Origin of the sequence: Candidatus Skiveiella danica (genome assembly GCF_022705245.1) — a bacterium.
GTDB classification, from domain to species: Bacteria; Pseudomonadota; Gammaproteobacteria; order Burkholderiales; family Burkholderiaceae_C; genus Skiveiella; species Skiveiella danica.
On record NZ_JAKJEW010000030.1, the window covers coordinates 24,125 to 44,469 of the forward strand.

22 protein-coding genes are annotated in these 20,345 nt (G+C 66.3%); 19 read left to right on the forward strand and 3 right to left on the reverse strand.

The window, feature by feature from the left end; translation table 11 throughout:
• The first annotated feature begins 36 nt into the window (after positions 1 to 36).
• From ACMUOY_RS15740 to ACMUOY_RS15750, 3 genes are all read left to right on the forward strand, one after another.
• Positions 37 to 1,218: an acetyl-CoA C-acyltransferase gene (locus ACMUOY_RS15740; protein WP_413893683.1), complete on the forward strand. Its 1,182-nt coding sequence runs from the start codon at positions 37 to 39 to the stop codon at positions 1,216 to 1,218.
• 64 nt (positions 1,219 to 1,282) lie between these two features.
• The gene (locus ACMUOY_RS15745; protein ID WP_413893684.1) at positions 1,283 to 1,963 is read left to right on the forward strand and encodes an SDR family oxidoreductase; all 681 of its coding nucleotides are present in this window, start codon (positions 1,283 to 1,285) and stop codon (positions 1,961 to 1,963) included.
• A gap of 35 nt (positions 1,964 to 1,998) precedes the next feature.
• Positions 1,999 to 3,126: an acyl-CoA dehydrogenase family protein gene (locus tag ACMUOY_RS15750; RefSeq protein ID WP_413893685.1), complete on the forward strand. Its 1,128-nt coding sequence runs from the start codon at positions 1,999 to 2,001 to the stop codon at positions 3,124 to 3,126.
• A 136-nt stretch (positions 3,127 to 3,262) separates the two neighbouring features.
• Here the strand turns inward: ACMUOY_RS15750 and ACMUOY_RS15755 are convergent, their stop codons facing one another.
• A complete protein-coding gene (locus ACMUOY_RS15755; protein ID WP_413893686.1) occupies positions 3,263 to 3,658 on the reverse strand; it encodes a hypothetical protein in 396 nt (131 codons plus the stop codon).
• A gap of 177 nt (positions 3,659 to 3,835) precedes the next feature.
• On the opposite strand from ACMUOY_RS15755, the gene ACMUOY_RS15760 reads away from it, so the two are divergent.
• From ACMUOY_RS15760 to ACMUOY_RS15785, 6 genes are all read left to right on the forward strand, one after another.
• Entirely contained in the window at positions 3,836 to 5,305 is a 1,470-nt protein-coding gene (locus ACMUOY_RS15760; protein WP_413893687.1) for a DUF2868 domain-containing protein, read from the forward strand.
• The gene (locus ACMUOY_RS15765) at positions 5,298 to 6,863 is read left to right on the forward strand and encodes a DUF3482 domain-containing protein (protein ID WP_413893688.1); all 1,566 of its coding nucleotides are present in this window, start codon (positions 5,298 to 5,300) and stop codon (positions 6,861 to 6,863) included. Before ACMUOY_RS15760 ends, ACMUOY_RS15765 begins: the two co-directional genes overlap by 8 nt.
• A complete protein-coding gene (locus ACMUOY_RS15770; protein ID WP_413893689.1) occupies positions 6,860 to 7,300 on the forward strand; it encodes a hypothetical protein in 441 nt (146 codons plus the stop codon). Before ACMUOY_RS15765 ends, ACMUOY_RS15770 begins: the two co-directional genes overlap by 4 nt.
• A gap of 88 nt (positions 7,301 to 7,388) precedes the next feature.
• Positions 7,389 to 7,814 carry a rhodanese-like domain-containing protein gene (locus ACMUOY_RS15775; protein ID WP_413893690.1) on the forward strand — a complete coding sequence of 142 codons (426 nt, stop codon included), beginning with the start codon at positions 7,389 to 7,391 and terminating at the stop codon, positions 7,812 to 7,814.
• Between the two features lie 10 nt (positions 7,815 to 7,824).
• The gene (locus ACMUOY_RS15780; protein WP_413893691.1) at positions 7,825 to 8,238 is read left to right on the forward strand and encodes a YchJ family protein; all 414 of its coding nucleotides are present in this window, start codon (positions 7,825 to 7,827) and stop codon (positions 8,236 to 8,238) included.
• 51 nt (positions 8,239 to 8,289) lie between these two features.
• The gene (locus tag ACMUOY_RS15785; RefSeq protein ID WP_413893692.1) at positions 8,290 to 8,949 is read left to right on the forward strand and encodes an HAD family hydrolase; all 660 of its coding nucleotides are present in this window, start codon (positions 8,290 to 8,292) and stop codon (positions 8,947 to 8,949) included.
• 235 nt (positions 8,950 to 9,184) lie between these two features.
• Here ACMUOY_RS15785 and ACMUOY_RS15790 read toward each other — a convergent pair whose 3' ends face one another.
• Positions 9,185 to 9,859, reverse strand: a complete 675-nt coding sequence (locus ACMUOY_RS15790; RefSeq protein WP_413893693.1) for a glutathione S-transferase family protein — start codon at positions 9,857 to 9,859, stop codon at positions 9,185 to 9,187.
• A gap of 22 nt (positions 9,860 to 9,881) precedes the next feature.
• On the reverse strand, positions 9,882 to 10,871 hold the full coding sequence (locus ACMUOY_RS15795; protein ID WP_413893704.1) for an AraC family transcriptional regulator: 990 nt from the start codon (positions 10,869 to 10,871) through the stop codon (positions 9,882 to 9,884).
• 181 nt (positions 10,872 to 11,052) lie between these two features.
• Here ACMUOY_RS15795 and ACMUOY_RS15800 point away from each other — a divergent pair, with 181 nt between their 5' ends.
• The 10 genes from ACMUOY_RS15800 to ACMUOY_RS15845 all read left to right on the forward strand — a co-directional run.
• Entirely contained in the window at positions 11,053 to 12,660 is a 1,608-nt protein-coding gene (locus ACMUOY_RS15800; protein ID WP_413893694.1) for a carboxyl transferase domain-containing protein, read from the forward strand.
• 8 nt (positions 12,661 to 12,668) lie between these two features.
• A complete protein-coding gene (locus ACMUOY_RS15805; protein WP_413893695.1) occupies positions 12,669 to 13,808 on the forward strand; it encodes an acyl-CoA dehydrogenase family protein in 1,140 nt (379 codons plus the stop codon).
• Between the two features lie 14 nt (positions 13,809 to 13,822).
• The gene (locus tag ACMUOY_RS15810) at positions 13,823 to 14,614 is read left to right on the forward strand and encodes an enoyl-CoA hydratase/isomerase family protein (RefSeq protein WP_413893696.1); all 792 of its coding nucleotides are present in this window, start codon (positions 13,823 to 13,825) and stop codon (positions 14,612 to 14,614) included.
• A gap of 27 nt (positions 14,615 to 14,641) precedes the next feature.
• The gene (locus ACMUOY_RS15815; RefSeq protein WP_413893697.1) at positions 14,642 to 15,361 is read left to right on the forward strand and encodes a DUF4126 domain-containing protein; all 720 of its coding nucleotides are present in this window, start codon (positions 14,642 to 14,644) and stop codon (positions 15,359 to 15,361) included.
• Positions 15,361 to 17,394: an acetyl/propionyl/methylcrotonyl-CoA carboxylase subunit alpha gene (locus ACMUOY_RS15820; protein WP_413893698.1), complete on the forward strand. Its 2,034-nt coding sequence runs from the start codon at positions 15,361 to 15,363 to the stop codon at positions 17,392 to 17,394. The genes ACMUOY_RS15815 and ACMUOY_RS15820 overlap by 1 nt, the downstream gene beginning before the upstream one ends.
• Positions 17,395 to 17,461: 67 nt before the next feature.
• Positions 17,462 to 18,382, forward strand: coding sequence for a 2-hydroxyacid dehydrogenase (locus tag ACMUOY_RS15825; protein ID WP_413893699.1), 921 nt, complete (start codon positions 17,462 to 17,464; stop codon positions 18,380 to 18,382).
• Between the two features lie 38 nt (positions 18,383 to 18,420).
• Positions 18,421 to 19,329, forward strand: coding sequence for a hydroxymethylglutaryl-CoA lyase (locus tag ACMUOY_RS15830; protein ID WP_413893700.1), 909 nt, complete (start codon positions 18,421 to 18,423; stop codon positions 19,327 to 19,329).
• A complete protein-coding gene (locus tag ACMUOY_RS15835) occupies positions 19,329 to 19,835 on the forward strand; it encodes a YbaK/EbsC family protein (protein WP_413893705.1) in 507 nt (168 codons plus the stop codon). Before ACMUOY_RS15830 ends, ACMUOY_RS15835 begins: the two co-directional genes overlap by 1 nt.
• 86 nt (positions 19,836 to 19,921) lie before the next feature.
• The gene (locus tag ACMUOY_RS15840) at positions 19,922 to 20,068 is read left to right on the forward strand and encodes a DUF1289 domain-containing protein (RefSeq protein ID WP_413893701.1); all 147 of its coding nucleotides are present in this window, start codon (positions 19,922 to 19,924) and stop codon (positions 20,066 to 20,068) included.
• The coding region (locus ACMUOY_RS15845) for a DsbA family protein (protein WP_413893702.1) at positions 20,065 to 20,345 on the forward strand (281 nt) is incomplete at its 3' end. The genes ACMUOY_RS15840 and ACMUOY_RS15845, both read left to right, overlap by 4 nt.

The window sequence follows — 20,345 nt, forward strand, 5'->3', positions numbered from 1 at the left end:
CCATTTTTTCTGAAAATTTGACTGAAAGGACCTGAAATGAGTGATTCCATCGTGATCGTCAGCGCTGCCCGCACCCCCATGGGCAGTTTCCAGGGCGACTTCGCCTCCCTCGCCGCGCACGACCTCGGCGGTGCGGCCATCAAGGCCGCGGTCGAGCGCGCCGGCATCCAGCCCGCTCTGGTCGATGAAGTGATCTTCGGCAACTGCCTGATGGCCGGGCAGGGGCAGGCCCCGGCGCGCCAGGCCGGCTTCAAGGGCGGCCTGCCCAAGAGCGCCGGCGCCGTCACCTTGAGCAAGATGTGCGGCTCCGGCATGCGCGCGGCCATGTTTGCCCACGACATGCTGCTGTCGGGCAGCGCGGACGTGGTGGTGGCTGGCGGCATGGAGAGCATGACCAACGCGCCTTACCTTCTGCCCAAGGCGCGCGCCGGCTACCGCATCGGCCACGACCGCATCTTCGACCACATGATGCTTGACGGCCTCGAAGACGCCTACGAGCCGGGCCGCTCCATGGGCACATTCGGCGAAGACTGCGCCGCCAAGTACAGCTTCACCCGCGCCGAGCAGGACGCTTTCGCCACCGCCAGCGTGCAGCGCGCCAAGGCCGCCACCGAGACCGGCGCCTTCGCGGCGGAGATCGCGCCGGTGACAGTCAAGGGCCGCGGCGGGGACACCGTGGTCTCCATCGACGAAGGTCCCGGCAAGGTCAAGCTGGACAAGATCCCCACGCTCAAACCCGCGTTCAAGAAGGACGGCACCATCACCGCTGCCTCCAGCAGCTCGATCAACGACGGCGCCGCCGCCCTGGTGATGATGACCGCCGCCACCGCTACCAAGCTCGGCCTCAAGCCGCTGGCGCGCATCGTCAGCCACGCGGTGCACGCGCAGGAACCCGAATGGTTTGCCACCGCCCCCGTGGGCGCCACGCAGAAGGCGCTGGCCAAGGCCGGCTGGAGCGTGGCCGACGTGGACCTGTGGGAAGTCAACGAGGCCTTTGCCGTGGTGCCGATGGCGCTGATGAAGGAGCTGAACCTCTCGCACGAGATCGTCAACGTCAACGGCGGCGCCTGCGCGCTGGGCCACCCGATCGGCGCGAGTGGTGCGCGCATCATGGTCACGCTGATCCACGCGCTGAAGGCCCGCGGCCTCAAGAAAGGCCTGGCCACGCTGTGCATCGGCGGCGGCGAAGCCACTGCTGTGGCGCTGGAACTGCTTTGATATTGATAGCAAATTGTGGCCATTCCACGCTTGGATGGTCATGTTTTGATTCAATAGTTCGCTCATGAGCACCGTTCTGGTCATTGGCGCCTCGCGCGGCATCGGCCTGGAGTTCGTCCGGCAGTACCTTGCGGGCGGCGCGCGGGTCATTGCCACCGTGCGTGACGACCCGGCGCGGCAGCAGCTGCAGGCCCTGGGCGCGCAGGTGCTGAAGGTGGACGTGGCCCAGCCCGCCAGCGTGAGCGGCCTGGCCTGGCAGCTCGATGGCGAGGCCATCGACATCGCGCTGTACGTGGCCGGTGTCATGAGCCGTGGCAGCGCCACCGAGCCGCCCACCCAGCCCGAGTTCGACCGCGTCATGCACGCCAACGTGCTCGGCGCGATGCAGGTCATCCCGCAGGTAGCGCCGCTGGTGGCCGCGGCCAGCCAGGGCCGGGGCGGCCGCTTTGTCTTCCTCTCCAGCGTGATGGGGCAGATCGGCACCGTCGCCAGCAGCGACTGCTGGCTGTACCGCGTCAGCAAGGCCGCGCTCAACATGGCGGTGGCCTCCGCCCAGCCCAGCTACCCCGGAGTGACGATGGTGGCGATGCACCCCGGCTGGGTGCAGACCGACATGGGTGGCGCCGGTGCGCCCTTGGGCGTGACCGACAGCGTGCGCACCATGATCCGCACGCTGGATGCCCTGACCCCGGCCGACCGTGGCCGTTTCCTGCAACACGACGGCACGCCTTACCTGGGCTGGTAGGCGTCCCCCATCCACCACCAGACGAAAGTAACTCCATGCTGCTGACCCAAGACCAGGAAATGATCCGCGACGCGGTGCGCGCGTTTGCCCAGGAAGAGCTGTGGCCGAACGCCGCCCGGTGGGACAAGGAACACCACTTCCCGAAGGATGTGCACCGGGGCCTGGCAGCACTCGGCGCCTACGGCATCTGCGTGCCCGAGGAATACGGCGGCGCGCACCTCGACTACCTGACGCTGGCGCTGGTGCTCGAAGAAATCGCCGCGGGTGACGGTGGCACCAGCACCGCCATCAGCGTGACCAACTGCCCGGTCAACGCCATCCTGATGCGCTACGGCAACGAGGCCCAGAAGCAGCAGTGGCTGACCCCGCTGGCACAGGGCGAGCTGCTCGGCGCCTTCTGTCTCACCGAGCCGCACGTGGGCAGTGACGCTTCGGCCTTGCGCACCACGGCGGTGAAGGAGGGCGATGGCTACGTCATCAACGGCGTCAAGCAGTTCATCACCAGCGGCCAGAACGGCGACGTGGCGATCGTCATCGCCGTCACCGACAAGGGCGCGGGCAAGAAAGGCATGAGCGCCTTCTTCGTGCCCACCAGCGCGCCCGGCTACGTGGTGGCGCGGCTCGAAGACAAGCTGGGCCAGCACAGCAGCGATACCGCACAGATCAACTTCGACAACTGCCGCATCCCGGTGGAGAACCTGATCGGCGCGGAAGGCGAAGGCTACAAGATCGCGCTGTCGGCGCTGGAAGGCGGGCGCATCGGCATCGCCGCGCAAAGCGTGGGCATGGCCCGCAGCGCGCTCGATGTGGCCATCGCCTACGCCAAGGATCGCCAGAGCTTCGGCACCGCCATCTTCAACCACCAGGCGGTGGGCTTTCGCCTGGCCGAGTGCGCCACGCGGCTGGAGGCTGCGCGTCAGCTGATCTGGCACGCCGCCAGCCTGCGCGACGCCGGCCGCCCCTGCCTGAAGGAAGCCGCGATGGCCAAGCTCTTCGCCAGCGAAACCGCCGAGGCCATCTGCAGCGCCGCCATCCAGACCCTGGGTGGCTACGGCTACGTGAGCGACTTCCCGGTCGAGCGCATCTACCGCGACGTGCGGGTGTGCCAGATCTACGAAGGCACGTCCGACGTGCAGAAGATCATCATCCAGCGGGGGCTGTGAGGGGCGGAAGTCCTGCGATTGATGGTTGAAAACCAACCGTTGAGTGGATGATTTTTAGTCACTCAAACAGCTTCGGCTACATTAACCTCAGACTCATTTCCCCGAGCGAGACCCGGTGGCTGGCTGCAAGACTGCGTTATTTCTTGTCTTTTTCGGCCAAATAGCAGCCACCTTCATAGGTAACGATGGCTCCTGCCGTTATTGCTGCAGGAATGATGACGAACGGCGACAGAAGGACGGCCCCGACGCTGCCAATGGTGCCAGCGGTACCCGCCAAGATCCCTGCCGTCCCGGCTGCTGAGGCGCCCGCCGCAGTAGACCCAAGCATCGCAGCGCCGGTAACCCCATTGGTAATGGCGTACAAACCGGCCGCTTTCATACCTACGCCAACCGCCGCCGCAGCACCGGCACCCGTGGCGACTGAGCCCGCGACGGGAGCGCCTACAAGTTTGCTCGGTGCGTAATCGCAGACTGCAGCGCTGGCGATATGGGAGCCCGCAATTGCCAGCAGGTAGACAAGAATCTTGCTCATATTTCCCTTTCGACGGACGACGCATTTACTGTACTCATCTGCTTGGCAAAACACCAGCCCAAGAGCGCTAGAAGATGACTTTGTGCGCCAGAATGGAGGCCTCTCCTCAGATCTTTCTCTCACACGAAGTTCTCGAGTGCCTCACCAAACTTGCCATTCCTTCCAGGGCGTCCAAGTATGCCGTTGACTGAACATCAAGCGCAGCAGGTCACCCTTGTTCGCGTTCTCGAACAGACGCCAAACAATGGGTCCGTCTGGTCAGCCAGCGATGCCAAGGAAGCGACCCGCGCCGCCAGGGATTTGGTGGGCACAAGAGCATCCTTTACCGAGTTCGTCGCCCGCAGGGCGCAATGGGCGCTGGAGGAAATTAACCGTCGATCACCTGATCGGGCCTTCAACCTTCAAGCACCAAAGTGGCCCTTGGTTGCCGGCCAGGCAATATTTGCGATCGCAATCCTTGCCGGATTCTGCGCGCACCTCTTGGGAACATTGCTCATGCCCGGCTACGTTTACGGGTACATGCACGTCATTCAACCGGCTGTGTTGGCGCTAATTGGGTGGAACTTGTTTTTCTTCGGTTGGTTTTTTTTCCAATGGATTTTGCACCTTTTCAAGGGCCACAAAAAGCCGACCGGCCCATTGATTGAATTGTTCGGGAGACTGCGCGCCTCTGAGTCTCTCGGGTTCGACAAAGTGCGTCGGACACCTTGGGTCACCAGCTTCAAGGAAACCTGGAGCCAGCTATCGGGTCCTATTAACGAGGCTCGTCTCAAAATGGTGGCGAGCATGGCATCGTTGTTTTTTACAGCCGGTGCGATGGTCGGCCTAATCGCCCAAGGCTTCGGCAAGGAAATCCGGATGGGCTGGGCAACCACCTACCCCTGGATAAATGGCACGTCTATGCATTGTGTCGTCAGTCGTGTCCTTGCGCCCGGAGCTTGGCTGACAAACATCCCGATACCTGATGCCCAACACATAAACAGCTGGCGCTTGCCTCTGAGCAACGAAGAGGTTGCATATAAGTGGCTCTATCTGTACGTTGCTTCCGTGTTGGCCTGGGTCATCATCCCACGGCTCTACCTTGTCGCACTGAACGCCTTCTCCCGCTGGCGGATGTGCCGCGATTTCCCTTTGCCCATGAATGGCGCCTACTTCACCACGCTGCGCGCCGCTTGGCGCGGTCAACGCATCGGTGTTTCGGTCGTACCGTTCCGGTATGAGTTGTCCCCGGCGCTGCGCAGCAATCTCGGCGCCATGCTGGAACGCATCTATGGCCTGGCGGTGGACATCACCGTCGAGCAAGCCGTCCTGATGGGCGAAGACGCCACGGACTGGAAGAAGACGGTCAAACGCGAAGGCCACGTTGCCGTCATCGTGATCTTCAATCTGGCGGCAACGGCGGAGGCCGACGCGCACGGTGCCCTGTTGCAGCGATTGCGCAAGAGCATCGAAGACGGAACACCTGTCGTCCCCATCGTGGACACGGGTGCCTATCGCCAGGATGATCCCGAACGTTTTCGGCAACGCTGCAATCAGTGGCGGCAAATTCTGGACAGACTAAAGTTCAAGCCACTGTTTCTGGATCTCCACAAGGCCGCAGAAGACGACCTGAAAACGCTGGACAACCGGCTGAACCAAGATGACTGAATCCGCTGCCGCGCCACACCTGCCTGAGTTTGGCATCTTCCTGGTGGCGCATACCAACGTCGGCAAGACAACGCTGATTCGCACGTTGCTGGGCAAGGACGTCGGCGAGATCGAGGACGCGCCGGACGTAACCAAAGCCGTGACTTCGTACGATCTGGTCGTCGATCGAACCGCCGGCGCCTTGCGGTTGTGGGACACCCCGGGGTTCGGCGACAGCTTCCGCCTGGCCAGACGGTTCCGGCAGCGACATCGCTGGGTCGCCTGGGCGATTCGAGAGTGTTGGGACCGCGCCTTCAACCAGAAACTGTGGCGCGGTCAGCGCCTTGTCCTTGATCTTCGGACACGGGCGAGCGTGATTCTCTATCCCGTGAGCCTGCTGGAGCGACCCGTCGATGCGGTGTACGTGGCGCCTGAACTGGAAATAATGGCCTGGGTGGGCAAACCGGTACTGGCCATCTTCAACCAGGGCGTTGGACTGCAGAGCCAAGCGTCGGAGGTCGAGCGAGTCAATGAGTGGCAACGTCATTTGTCGGGATTCCCGGCAGTAAGGAGTGTGCTGCGCCTAGATGCCTACACGCGCTGCTGGCTGCAAGAGTTGGCGCTTTATCGCGAAATCAGCCATGTTCTGCCTGAAACGGAAAGAGCAACCTACAGCAAGCTGGAGGCCGTGCTCGGTCAAAGCTATTCGAATCGTTTCGATGCGTCGGTGTCAGCCCTATCGGCTTACTTGCTGCGCCTGGCGACGGATAAGGTAGAACTTGAAGCTGGCTGGTTTGAAGGGATAAAAGACGTCTGGACTTCTTTGCGGAAATCCATCCCGTGGGGCAAGTCCAAGGATATGACCCCGTTTGAAGTGGCGATGCAGGGATTGGCGCAACGTTATGCCGAAGGAACCAAGGCTGTGACTGACAAGCTGATTGCCATTAACCGACTGGACGGCGTGTCTGCTTCGGAGATCGTGGAAACTGCAGATGCCAAGCTGGTGACCGATAAGCCCGTGGACGGAGGGAGTTCTGCCCTTGTCGGTGGGGTGATTTCGGGGATCCTTACGGGTCTCGGCGCTGATCTGCTCACCGGTGGCTTGACACTGGGCTCGGGTGCTTTGGTCGGCGGTGTTCTGGGCGCGATGGGAGCTGCGGCGCTGGCCAAGGGCTACAACGTCTACACCCACAAGAACATGAAGATGGTCGGCTGGAGCGGTGAATCGCTGACAGAAGCATTTGGAAAGTCGGTGATGTTGTATATCTCCATCGCGCATTTCGGACGCGGTCAGGGCCAGTGGCGCCGCAAGGAAGATCCCACGAACTGGACCATTGCTGCAAACGAGGTGCTCCAGCGTGACGGTGAAAGGCTGAAGCGGTTGTGGGCCAAGGTTGGCGCGCCTGCGAGTTCGCAGCGTGAAGAAGGGGAATGCGAGACCGAGGTCCGCCATTTCTTGCGAGAGGTGCTGCGGCATCTTTATCCAGAGTCCAGAACAGTCCTGCCAGAAGAGCGGTTCGGCGCAGGCAAGTCGGCCGCGCAGTTGAATCTGCCAATAAAGGAAAAGTCGTCATCATGAATCTGCAACGCTGGCTTCAAGTTCCGGGCGTGCGCTTCGGGGCGCTGGTCCATGGAGTCGTTTTCGTGTGCCTGGCGGCCGTCTGGTATGCGCTGGAGCCGCGCTCGGGCGGGACGCGAACGGCCGACACCGGCGCGATGGATCTGCTGGCGCCGGTCGTGTTTCTTTTGACGGCCTCGGTCGTCGTGGCCCTGGCGGCGGCGTCGTCGGTGCTGGGGGCTTTTGCCGGCTATTGGGCAGCCCGCACGGGCAGCCCGGTGGTGGGGGCGCTGGCCGGGCTGGCGGCGGGCGCTGTAGTCGCCGGCGTGCTGGCCGTGCTGTTTCCGGGCGCCGCCGCCGGCATGGGCGCGGCCTGGGTGGCCAAGATGAAGTGGCTGGTGCCGCCGGCGGTCGTGGCGGGTATCGTGGTGGGCGTCATCGATCGCGATCGCCCGTAGCCGCAAGACCTCTTTCAACGAGACCCACGCACCTGCGCCCGCGTGGGTGAAAATCTGTGCCCACACACCGAAAAATCAGGAGACTCCCATGCCGATCACCAAAGGCTTCCGCCAGCTCGTCGATGAGGCGAATGCGCAGATCACCACCTACAGCGTCGAACAGGTCCGCGCGCGGCTGGACGACCCTACTGTGCAGATCGTCGACATCCGCGATGTGCGCGAACTGGAGCGCGAAGGCACGGTGCCCGGCTGCATCAATGCGCCACGCGGCATGCTGGAGTTCTGGGTGGACCCGGCTTCGCCCTATTACAAGCCGGTGTTCGGCGACGAGGGCCGGGAGTACATCCTGTTCTGCGGCGCCGGCTGGCGCAGTGCACTGGCGGCCAAGGCGCTGAAGGACATGGGCATGACCAACGTGGCCCACATCGACGGTGGCTTCGCCGAATGGGTGAAGCAGGCCGCGCCGGTGGAGAACTACGAGGCGCACCGCGCCCGCCGGCACCCGGCCAAGTGAGCGGCCTGCGGTGAGCGTGCCCGACGCCTGCCCCTGTGGCCGTACCGATGCCAAAGGGCGCGCCGTGCCCTACGCCGCCTGTTGTGGGCGCTACCTTGATGGCGACCTCCCGGTGCCCGACGCCGAACACCTGATGCGTTCGCGCTACACCGCCTTCGTGCGGCAGCGGGCCGGCTACCTCCTGGCCACCTGGCATCCGGCGCACCGCCCGGCGGCGCTGGATTTCGAGCCCGGCGCGAAGTGGCTGGGCCTGGAGGTGCGTGGCCACCGCGTTACCGGGGCCGACACGGCCGAGGTCGAGTTTGTCGCGCGCCACCGCGTGGGCGGGCGCGCGGTGCGCCTGCACGAGCGCAGCCGCTTTGTGCGCGAACCCGTCGATGGCGTGGCGCGCTGGCTGTACCTCGATGGCGACCTGCTCGGGTGACGTTTTGAGTTGAAATGGCTCTTTCCCATCGTCTATCGGTCATCGACAGCTATGAAATTTGAAGCCATCCTGTTCGATTGCGACGGCGTGCTGGTGGACAGCGAGCCCATCGTCAACGGCGTGCTGCGCGACATGCTCGAGGAGGCCGGCTGGGCGATGACGCTGGCGGAATGCATGGCCACCTTTGTTGGCAAGGCGGTGCGCGACGAGCGCGCCCTCATCGCGGCGCGCACCGGCCGGCCGCTGACCGACGACTGGCTGTCCGCCTTCTACGAACGGCGCAACCTGGCCCTGCGCGAGGGGCTGGCCGCGATCGACGGCGCGCACGAGGCCGTGGCGGCGGCCCATGCCCGCGTGGACGGGCGCATCGCCTGCGCGTCCGGGGCGGACCGATTCAAGGTGGAGATGCAGCTGGCCCAGGTCGGGCTGCTGCCGTATTTCGACGGCCGGGTGTTCAGCGGCCACGAGATGCCGCGCTCCAAGCCCGCGCCCGATGTGTACCTGGCCGCCGCCGACCACCTGGGCGCCGCCGGCGCGCACTGCCTGGTGGTGGAGGACACGCCCACCGGCGTGACGGCCGGCGTCGCGGCAGGCGCCACGGTCTGGGCCCTGTGTACCGTGCCTGCGCAGGCGAGCGCCTTGGAGGCGGCCGGTGCCACCCGGCTGCTCGGCCACATGGGGGAGCTGGCCGCGCTGCTGGCCACCGGCTGAGCCTTCGCCGCCGGCCGCAGGATCGGACTTGCCTGTTTGGCAGGCACCGCGTCGCAGGCCGCGCCGGATGGGGCTTTGGCGGCTTGTCCCGGGGGACCTGCACAGACTTGTCCACAGAAGCTGGGGATCAAACGCCGGAGGCAGGCTCGGGTCGCGAAAAATCGAGCCAAAAAGGCACCATCCCAGTGCCGATGGGACACAAGACGCTATGGATTCAGGAGTTTTTTGGCCGGGCTCAGGCGAGCGGCCGCACGTCGGGCGCCGGCGTCGTCGGTACGCCTTGGTCCAGCGCGGCCAGGTGCTGGGTCGTCAGCGCGCGCTGGAAGGCATCACGGGTCTGCAGGCGCTGCCAGTAGTGAGTGACCGCTTCGGGAAACTGCTTTGCCAGGCCGAGGTGCTCGGCCAGCAACAGTGCGTAGCCCACGGCGACATCGGCCGCAGTGAAGCGCCCAGCGCATAGGAAATCCTGCTGCTGCAAGGTGCCATCCACCGCGCGCAGCCGCGCCAGGAACCAGCGGGCGTAGTCGGTGGCCACCTGCGGCGACAGGCGATCCGGCGGCTCCATGTGGGTGTAGCGCAGCACCAGCGTCTGCGGGAAGGTGAGCGTGGCGTCGCTCATGTGCAGCCAGTTCAGGTACGCGCCATAAGCCGGGTCGGCCACCGGAACATCCAGGTTGCCCGGGCTGTGGCGTGCCGCCAGGTACTGGCAGATGGCGGCCGATTCGGTCAAACGCACCGCCCCGTCCACGAGCAGCGGCACCGTGCCCAGCGGGTTGTCGGCCAGGAAATGCCGGGCGTGCACGCGCGGCGGAAACGGCAGCATGCGCAGGGTGTAGGGCAGGCCCAGTTCTTCGAGCAGCCAAAGGGGGCGAAACGAGCGGGCGCTGACACAGTGGTGCAGGGTGATCATGGCGCCGAGTGTAGGCGGCCGTTCAGGCCGGGGGCATCGCCTGCTGGCGGAACTCGGCCGGGCTCTGTCCCGTCCAGCCGCGAAAGGCGCGGATGAAGCTCTTTTCGTTCAGAAAGCCGGCCGCCGCGGCTACCTGTTTGATCGGGCGGTTGGTGCGCAGCAGCAACTCGGTGGCGCGGGCGCGGCGCACCTCGTCCTTCAGGCCTTGCAGGGTGGCGCCCTCGTCCTTCAGCTGGCGGTGCAGCGTTCGCGACGACACGGCCAGCAGCGCCGCCAGCGCCTCGGCGCTGTGGGTCTGCAGCGGCTGCGCGGACAGGGCCTGGCGCACCCGCTGCACCAGCAGGCGGTCGCGCCGGTATTGCAGAACCGTCAGTGGCAAGGCGCGCTGCAGCATCTGCGACAGGGCCGCTTCGTCACGGCGCAATGGCAGCGCCAGGTAGCGCGCGTCAAAGTGCAGTTCGGCCCGCTGGGTGCCAAAACTGACCGCCGGAGTGAACAGGATCGGGAAGACCTCGGCATAAGGCGGCGCCGGGAACGGAAAGCGGGCCTCCTGCAGTGGAATGCGCGAATCCACGTACCAGCAAGCCAGACCGTGGATGTTGCGCAGCACGTGCACCAGCGTGAACTCGCGCGCGGCGCCGAGGTCGGCGTGCTCGTCGATCACGATGGCGGCCTGCGCGCCGGCGCTCACCACGCTCAACCGGATGTCGCCGGTCAGCAGGCCGTGGTGGCGACACCAGCGCTTGAGCGCCACGCCCAAGTCGGGCGCGCTGAGCGACGCGCGCGCCAGCATGCCGTAGCTGCCCCAGGGCAGGCGGCGGGAAAACGCGCCCAGGCCCTCATCATCAAGCTCCTGCATGGCCGCGCCGGACAGCACCTCCATCTGGCGCGCCGTCATGCGGCCGTCGGCTTCGATGAGCCGTGCTGGCGGAATCTGTGCCAGCTGCAGCGCGTTGCCTGGGTCGCGGCCGGCGCGCTGGTAGGCAGCCACGATGGTGCTCGCAAAAGCAATGGGGGTCACCGCGGCACCCGCAGTGGGTGGGGCATCGGTGATGGTGAAGGAACGCACAGGCACCGGGCAAGACTGCCACAGCGTGGCAGGATTTGCAACCTCAACGACCCCCACCGGGGAATCCCTGTTCCTATGCTTGCACCCTGGCGCCATGATGGAGCGCCACCACAAGAGGATGAACATGCCCGTTCTGGAAAGCAAACTCAACGCCCGATCCGCCGATTTCCAGGCCAACGCCGCTGCCATGCGCGCCATGGTCGACGACCTGCGGGTGCAACTCGCGAAAGTCGCCGAAGGCGGCGGCACGGTGGCCCGCAATCGCCACACCGGACGCGGCAAGCTGCTGCCGCGCGACCGGGTGCAGATGCTGCTGGACCCTGGCACGCCGTTCCTGGAACTGGCGCCGCTGGCCGCGCTGAACATGTACAACAACGACGCGCCGGGCGCCGGCATCGTGGCCGGCATCGGCCGCGTGAGTGGTGTGGACTGCATGATCGTCTGCAACGACGCCACGGTGAAGGGCGGCACCTACTACCCGATGACGGTGAAGAAGCACCTGCGGGCGCAGGAGATCGCCCAGCAGAACCGCCTGCCCTGCATCTACCTGGTGGACTCCGGGGGCGCCAACCTGCCGAACCAGGACGAAGTCTTCCCGGACCGCGACCATTTCGGCCGCATCTTCTACAACCAGGCCAACATGAGCGCGCAGGGCATTGCGCAGATCGCGGTGGTCATGGGTTCGTGCACCGCCGGCGGCGCCTACGTGCCGGCGATGAGCGACGAGACCATCATCGTGAAGAACCAGGGCACGATCTTCCTGGGTGGCCCGCCGCTGGTGAAGGCCGCCACGGGCGAGATCGTCAGCGCCGAAGACCTGGGCGGCGGCGACGTGCACACCCGCCTGTCCGGCGTGGCCGACCACCTGGCGCAGAACGACCTGCATGCGCTGGCGTTGGCCCGTCAGACCGTGAAGAACCTCAATGCGCGCAAGGTGCCGCCGATCGCCACCCACGAGCCAGTAGCGCCGCGCCATGCCGCACAGGAGCTGTACGGCGTGATCCCGACCGACGCGCGCAAACCCTTCGACGTGCGCGAGATCATCGCCCGCATCGTCGATGACAGCGATTTCGACGAGTTCAAGGCCCGCTTCGGCACCACGCTGATCACCGGCTTTGCCCGCATCGAAGGCATGCCGGTGGGCATCATCGCCAACAACGGCATCCTGTTTTCCGAGAGCGCGCAGAAGGGCGCGCACTTCATCGAGCTGTGCTGCCAGAGGAAAATCCCGCTGGTGTTCCTGCAGAACATCACCGGCTTCATGGTCGGGCGCAAGTACGAAAGCGAAGGCATCGCGCGCCATGGCGCCAAGATGGTCACGGCCGTGGCCACCGCGAGCGTGCCCAAGTTCACCATCATCATCGGCGGCAGCTTCGGGGCCGGCAACTACGGCATGTGCGGCCGCGCCTATTCGCCGCGTTTCCTGTGGATGTGGCCGAACGCGCGCATCTCGGTGATGGGCGGCGAGCAGGCCGCCAGCGTGCTGGCCACGGTGCGGCGCGACGGTATCGAGGCCAAGGGCGGCAACTGGAGCGCCGAGGAAGAAGCCGCGTTCAAGCAGCCCCTGCTGGACCAGTTTGCCCACCAGTCGCATCCTTATTTCGCCAGCGCCCGCCTCTGGGACGATGGCGTGATCGACCCGGCCGACACCCGCCGTGTGCTGGCGCTGGGCCTGTCAGCCGCGCTCAACGCGCCGATCGGCGAGCCGAAGTTCGGCGTGTTCCGGATGTAAGGCGCGCCATGATCGCCGAGTCCATCTACACCACCCCCGAGCACGAACTGCTGCGGGATCAGGTGGCACGTTTCCTGGCGCGGGAGGTCGAGCCGCACGCCGCGGCCTGGGAGGAGCAGGGCTTCGTGCCGCGCGAGGTGCTGCGCCGCATGGGCCAGGCCGGCCTGTTCGGGCTGATGTACGAGGGCCGCTATGGCGGTGGCGACGCGGACGCGCTGACTAACCTGGTGTTTGCGGAAGCGCTGAGCCAGTCCACGTTCGCCGGCTTCATCATCACCGTGCTGGTGCACACCGACATGGCCAGCCCGCACCTGCACCACGCCGGCAACGAGGCGCAGAAGGCGAAGTACCTGCAGAGGGTGATCGCCGGCGAGCGGATCACCGCGGTGGGCATCACCGAACCTGGCGCCGGCTCTGACGTGGCGGGCATCCGCACCTCGGCGCGGCGGGAGGGGGACGAATGGGTGCTCAACGGCACCAAGATGTTCATCACCAACGGGGTGCACGCCAACCTGTATTTCGTGGCCGCCAAGACAGGCGCCGGCAAGCGCGACATGTCGATGTTCATCGTCGAGAAAGGCACGCCGGGGTTCACCGTGGGGCGCGCGCTGAAGAAGACGGGCTGGCTGTCGTCCGACACCGCCGAGCTGATCTTCGACAACGTGCGCATCCCGGCTGGCAACCTGCTGGGCGAGGAGGGCAAGGGCTTCTACTCGGTGATGAAGAACTTCCAGACCGAGCGCATCGCGCTGGCGGCCATGGCCGTGGGCCATTGCACGCAGGCGATCCGGTTGACGCTGGACTACGTGCGCCAGCGCCAGGCTTTTGGCGGGCCGCTGTGGAACCAGCAGACCATCCGCCAGCGCATTTCGATGCTGGACGCGAAAACCCGCGCGGCACGCGCCTTCATGTACCACTGCGCCTGGCGGGTCACCCAGGGCCACGACATCGTGCAGGACGTCTCGATGCTCAAGGCGCTCACCGGTGAACTCGTCAACGAAGTGGTGCAGACCTGCCAGCAGTTCCATGGCGGCATGGGCTTTATCCGCGAGACCGCGATCGAGCGCCTGTGGCGCGACGCGCGGGTGCTGGGCATCGGAGGGGGCGCCACCGAAGTCATGCTGGAAGAAGTCGCCAAACGTTACTGAAGCGGATCAACACCATGAGTGAACCTGTTCTCGACATCCGCCGGCCGTCGCCCCATGTGGCCGAGGTCTGGCTCAACCGCCCCGATGTGCGCAACGCCTTCAATGACGGCGTGATCGCCGCGCTGACCGAGGCCTTCGCGCGCCTGAACCAGGACGCGGACCTGCGCGTGGTGCTACTGGCTGGCCACGGCAAGGCCTTCTGCGCCGGCGCGGACCTGAACTGGATGCGCGCCATGGCCGACTACAGCTGGGAGGAAAACCGCGCTGACGCGCAGAAATTGGCCGACATGCTGTGGACGCTGGACCAGTGCCCGGTGCCTGTCGTCGGGCGTGTGCACGGCGACTGCTATGCCGGCGGCATGGGCCTGGCCTCGGTCTGCGACGTGCTGCTGGCCTGCGACAACGTGACCTTCTGCCTGTCCGAGGCGCGCCTGGGCCTGCTGCCCGCGACCATCGGGCCCTATGTGGTGCGCGCCATGGGCGAACAGGCCTCGCGCCGGTACTTCACCACGGCGGAGCGTTTCAGTGCCGCACAGGCCCAGGCGATGGGCTTCGTGCATGAGCTGTGCAGCCCGGAGGAACTGGATGCCCGTGTGGCAAACATCGTTTTTGCTCTGGTGGACAACGGCCCCGCCGCGGTGCGCGCCTGCAAGCGGCTGGTCCGCGACGTGGCGGCCCGCCCGCTGGATGACGTGCTGCGTGCCGAGACCGCGCACCGCATCGCGGACATCCGCGCCAGCGACGAAGGACGGGAAGGCGTGCAGTCCTTCCTGAACAAGCGCAAGCCGAACTGGCTGGTGGCCTGAGCCGCCGGCATCACACGAGAGCGCGCCGTGGAACCTCTCTGGCACAGCATCGTTCAGGGGCTGCACGGCATCGGCATCCACCTGGATGACCGCGCGGCCGGTTCGATCGCCGCGGCGGGCACCCAGGTCAGCGGCGCCATGGACCTGCCCAGTCTGCTTGCGCTGGCGGCGGCGCTGGGCTGGGCCAGCGGCTTTCGCCTGTATGCGGTGGTGTTTCTGGTTGGCGCCGCCGGGCAGGCGGGCTGGATCGCGCTGCCGCCGGGTCTGGCAGTCTTGCAGCATCCGGCCCTGCTGATCGCCAGCGGCGTGCTGCTGTGCGTCGAGTTCTTTGCCGACAAGATTCCCGGTGTGGACTCGCTCTGGGACCTGATGCAGAGCGTGATCCGCATTCCGGCGGGCGCGGCCCTGGCGGCCGGGGCTCTGGGTGCCGATGGCGCCACCGCGGCCACCATCGCGGCGCTGCTGGGTGGCACGCTGGCAGCGACCAGCCAGGCCGCCAAGACCACGACTCGCGCGGCCATCAACACCTCGCCTGAGCCTTTCTCCAATCTGCTGGCCAGCCTGATCGAGGACGGGCTGGTGGTTGGCGCCGTATGGCTGGCCGTGACCCATCCCTTTGTCTTCGGCGTCGCTTTGCTGATCGCCTTGGTGCTGATGGCGTGGGTCACCGTCACCCTGTTCAAGTTCCTGCGGGCGGCCTGGCGCCGCCTGTCCGTTTTTCTTTCCGGTTCTCCAAAGGCTGTCTGATGTTCAACAAAATCCTGATTGCAAACCGTGGCGAGATCGCCTGCCGTGTGGCCGCCACCGCGCGCCGCATGGCCATCCGCACCGTGGCCGTGTACTCCGACGCCGACGCCCATGCCAAGCATGTGGCGGCCTGTGACGAATCGGTCCATATCGGCGGCAATGCGCCGAAAGACAGCTACCTGCGCTGGGAACGCATCATCGAGGCCGCCCAGGCCACCGGCGCGCAGGCGATTCATCCCGGCTACGGATTCCTCAGCGAAAACGAGGACTTCGCACGTGCCTGTGGCGAGGCGGGTCTGGTCTTCATTGGCCCGCCGCCGTCGGCCATCAAGGACATGGGCCTGAAGGCCGAGTCCAAGCAACTCATGGAGCGCGCCGGCGTGCCGCTGGTGCCGGGCTACCACGGGGCCAACCAGGACACCGCGTTGCTTCAGGCCGAGGCCGACCGCATTGGCTACCCGGTGCTGATCAAGGCCAGCGCGGGCGGCGGTGGCAAGGGCATGCGCGCGGTGGACAAGGCCGAGGACTTTCTGGCGGCCCTCGCGAGCTGCCAGCGCGAGGCAAAGAACAGCTTCGGCGACGAGGCGGTGCTGATCGAGAAATACGTACTGCGCCCGCGCCACATCGAAATCCAGGTGTTCGGGGACACGCAGGGCAACTACGTCTACCTGTTCGAGCGCGACTGCTCGGTGCAACGCCGCCACCAGAAGGTGCTGGAAGAGGCACCGGCGCCCGGTCTGAGCCCGGAGATGCGCGCCCAGATGGGCCTGGCCGCGGTGGCGGCGGCGCGTGCCGTGAAATATGTCGGTGCGGGCACGGTGGAGTTCATCGTCGAGCAGCGCGAGGACGGCTCGATGAACTTCTTCTTCATGGAAATGAACACCCGGCTGCAGGTGGAACACCCCGTGACCGAGGCCATCACCGGCCAGGACCTGGTGGAGTGGCAGCTGCGCGTGGCCGCCGGCGAGCCGTTGCCGCTGGCGCAGGACCAGCTGAGGATCCATGGCCATGCGATCGAGGCGCGCATCTGCGCCGAGAACCCCGACAACAACTTCCTGCCGGCCACGGGCACTTTGCAGGTGTACCGCCTGCCGGAGTCTGTGGAGTTCCTGCCGCCCTTCGTCGGTGGCGAGAATGCGGCGCGCGGCGGGCAGGACGTGCGCGTGGATTCCGGCGTGCGCGAGGGCGATGTCATCAGCCCGTTCTACGACTCGATGGTGGCCAAGCTGATCGTGCACGGCGACACCCGCGAGCAGGCCCTGGCCCGGATGGACGCCGCGCTGGCCGCCACGCGCATCGTGGGCCTGGCAACCAACGTGCAGTTCCTGCGCCATGTGGTGGGCAGCCGCTCGTTCAGCCAGGCCGATCTGGACACGGCGCTGATCCCGCGTGAGGCGGATGTCCTGTTCAAGCAGGAGAAGGTCGGGCTGCCGCTGGCGGTGGCGGCCGCCGTGGCGCAGACGCTGCTGGCCGAGCGCGCGGGCGAGGGCGCCGATCCGTTCAGCCGCCGCGACAGCTGGCGCTCGCACGGCGTGGCCACGCGCCGGTTTGACTTTGAATTCAAGGGCGAGGGCCTGATCGCCCAGTTGGTCAGTGGGCACGACGGCGTGCTCGTGCTGACGGTGGGCGAAGTCAGCGGCCCCCTGCAGTTCGCGGCGGTGGAGGGCGGGCGCATCGACCTGCGTTTTGCCGGCCAGCGCCAGACCGTGCAGACCTGGCAGCGGGGCGAAACCGTGCATGTCTTCTGCGACCTGGGTGCTACACAGATCGTGGAGATCGACGCGCTGGCCCATGCCGGTGAGGCGGCGGTGGAAGGCGGACGCCTGACCGCGCCGATGCCGGGCAAGGTAGTGTCGTTCTCGGTGAAAGCGGGCGACAAGGTCAAGGCAGGCCAGCCGCTGGCGGTGATGGACGCCATGAAGATGGAGCACACCATCGCCGCGCCGGCCGACGGCACGGTGGTTGAGCTGCTGTACGCGCCGGGCGACCAGGTGGCCGAGGGAGCGGAGCTCCTGAAGCTCGCCGTCGCTTGAGCGCGCCGGCCCGTTGTCGCATGGCCGGTGGGATGCCGACGGCCGGGCGCGCTGCCAGAATTCAGGCATGAAGCTCTTATTCTGCTGTGCCGGCACCAAGCCGGAGCCCTGGATCGCTGGCCTTCGGGCGGCGCTGCCCGCTGCTGACGTGGCCGTCTGGGAGCCCGGTGCGCCGGCTGCGGACTATGCGGTGGTTTGGGCGCCGCCTCAGGCCTTCCTGGATGAGCAGCCAGGGCTCAGGGCCGTGTTCAACATCGGCGCCGGAGTTGATGCGCTGCTGAAACTCCGCCTGCCGCCGACGGCGCGGGTGGTGCGCCTGGACGATGCCGGCATGTCGGTGCAGATGGCCGAATACGTCTGCCACGCGGTGATCCGGCACTATCGCGAGTTCGATGGCTACGAGGCCGACGTGCGGCAGGGCCGCTGGTCGTACCGCAAGCCGCGAAGCCGGGCTGATTTTGCGGTCGGCGTGATGGGGCTGGGTGTGCTGGGGTCACGGGTGGCCCAGGCGCTGCGGGTGTTCGAGTTTCCGGTCAACGGCTGGAGCCGAAGCCCCAAGGCGCTGGATGGTGTGCGCGGCTTTTCGGGCCGGGAGGGCTTCAACGACTTCCTGGCGGCCAGCCGCGTGCTGGTCAACCTGCTGCCGCTGACGCCGGACACGCAGGACATCCTCAACCGCGACACGCTGTCGCGCCTGCAGCCTGGCGGCTATGTGATCAACGTGGCGCGCGGCGCCCATCTGGTGGACGAAGACCTGCTGGCGCTGCTGGACGAAGGCCATCTGGCGGGGGCCACGCTGGATGTGTTCCGCACCGAGCCGCTGCCGGCCGGACATCCGTTCTGGACTCACCCCGGAATGACGGTCACGCCCCACACCTCGGCGCGGACCCTGCGGGACGAAAGCATCGCCCAGATTGCGGGCAAGATCCGGGCGCTGGAACAGGGCGAGCCGATTGCCGGTATCGTTGACCCCGTGCGCGGCTATTGAGGGCATCGCCGCGCCGACCGAGCCTTGAGGAAACCGAAATGAACATCCCTTCCCGCGTCAAACTGGTCGATGTCGGCCCGCGCGACGGCCTTCAGAACGAAAAGCAGCCAGTGCCGGCGGCCGTCAAGATCGAGCTCGTGCACCGGCTTCAGGCGGCCGGTCTGACAGAGATCGAGGTCACGAGCTTCGTGTCGCCGAAATGGGTGCCGCAGATGGCGGACAACGCCGAGGTCATGGCGGGCATCCAGCGCCAGAGCGGCGTGCGCTACTCGGTGCTGACGCCGAACATGACCGGCTTCGAGGCGGCGCTGAAGTCCAAGCCGGACGAAATTGTGGTCTTCGGCGCGGCGAGCGAGGCCTTCAGCCAGCGCAACATCAACTGTTCGATCGCCGAGAGCATCGAGCGCTTTGCGCCGGTGGTGGCGGCGGCGCGCGCGGCGGGCATCTTCGTGCGCGGCGCCATGTCGTGCACGGTCGGCTGTCCCTACGAGGGTGAGATCGCCCCCGAGCGCGTGGGCTACCTGGCCGCTCTCATGAAGGGCATCGGCGTGCAGCACATCGGCGTGGCGGACACCATCGGCGTGGGCACGCCGCTGAAAGTGGCGCGCGCCATCGAGGCCACGCTGCAGCATTACGGCGTGGACGACGTTTCAGGCCACTTCCACGATACCTACGGCCAGGCGCTGGCAAACACGCTGATGGCGCTCCAGCTGGGGGTGTGGCAGTTCGACACGTCGGTGGCCGGCTTGGGCGGCTGCCCTTATGCCAAGGGTGCCACCGGCAACGTGGCGTCCGAGGACGTGGTGTTCATGTTGCACGGCATGGGTGTCGAGACCGGCATCGATCTGGACTTGCTGGTGGATGCGGGCGCGTTCATCAGCGGTTTCCTGGAGCGCAAGCCGAATTCGCGGGCGGCCACGGCGATCCTGAACAAGCGCGCGGCATGATGTGCGGCTCGGAATTGAAGTCCCTGCCGGAGGGCGTGCAGAGGGTGGCCGTCGCCCTGCAGGCGGCGGGGCACCCGCATGGGCCGGTGATGCTGGATGACGCCGCGCGCACCGCGCAGCAGGCCGCCGACGCGCTGGGCGTGGGCGTCGGCCAGATTGCCAAGAGCATCATCTTTCGGCGCAGGTCCGACGATGCGGCCGTGCTGGTGATCACCTCCGGCGACCGGCGCGTGGACGAGAAGAAGGTCGAAGCGCTGGTGGGCAAGGTCGGTCGCGCCGACGCTGACTTTGTCCGCTTGAAAACCGGGTTTGCGATCGGGGGCGTTTCGCCGATAGGCCATGCCAGCCCGCCGGTGACGCTGATCGACCGGGAGCTGTTCCGGTTCGAGGAAATCTGGGCGGCCGCCGGCCATCCCCATGGCGTCTTCAAGCTGCGTCCGCAGGATCTGGTGGCGCTGACCGGCGCGCCCGTGGCCGACGTGGATCAACCGGTGCTTGCCGCGTGAATGATTTGAAAACGATAGCAGACAAGGTCCATTTGGCGATGGGAAGTGCCGAAAATGTGCCTTCGCCGTGCGTTTCGGTTTGTCGCATGGACGCTGTCAGCGGCCTGTGCGAAGGGTGCCTGCGCACACTCGACGAAATTGCCCGCTGGAGCACGATGCCGGAAAGCAGCAAGCGCGCCGTCTGGACGCTGATCGGCCAGCGGGTTGCCGCCCGCCAGGAAACCCTGCCATGAAACACATCGAGTTCTATCTGGACTTCATCTCGCCCTACGCCTATCTGGCGTTCGAAAAGCTGCCCGAGGCACTGAAGGGCATCAGCTACCGGGTGACGCACAAGCCGGTGCTGTTTGCGGCCCTGCTCAAACATCATGGGCAACTGGGCCCCGCGGAAATCGCATCGAAGCGGGACTGGACCTACCGCCAGGTCGCGTGGCAGGCCCACGTGCACGGCGTGGCGCTGCAACTGCCGGCGAGCCACCCGTTCAACCCGCTTGGCCTGCTTCGCCTGGC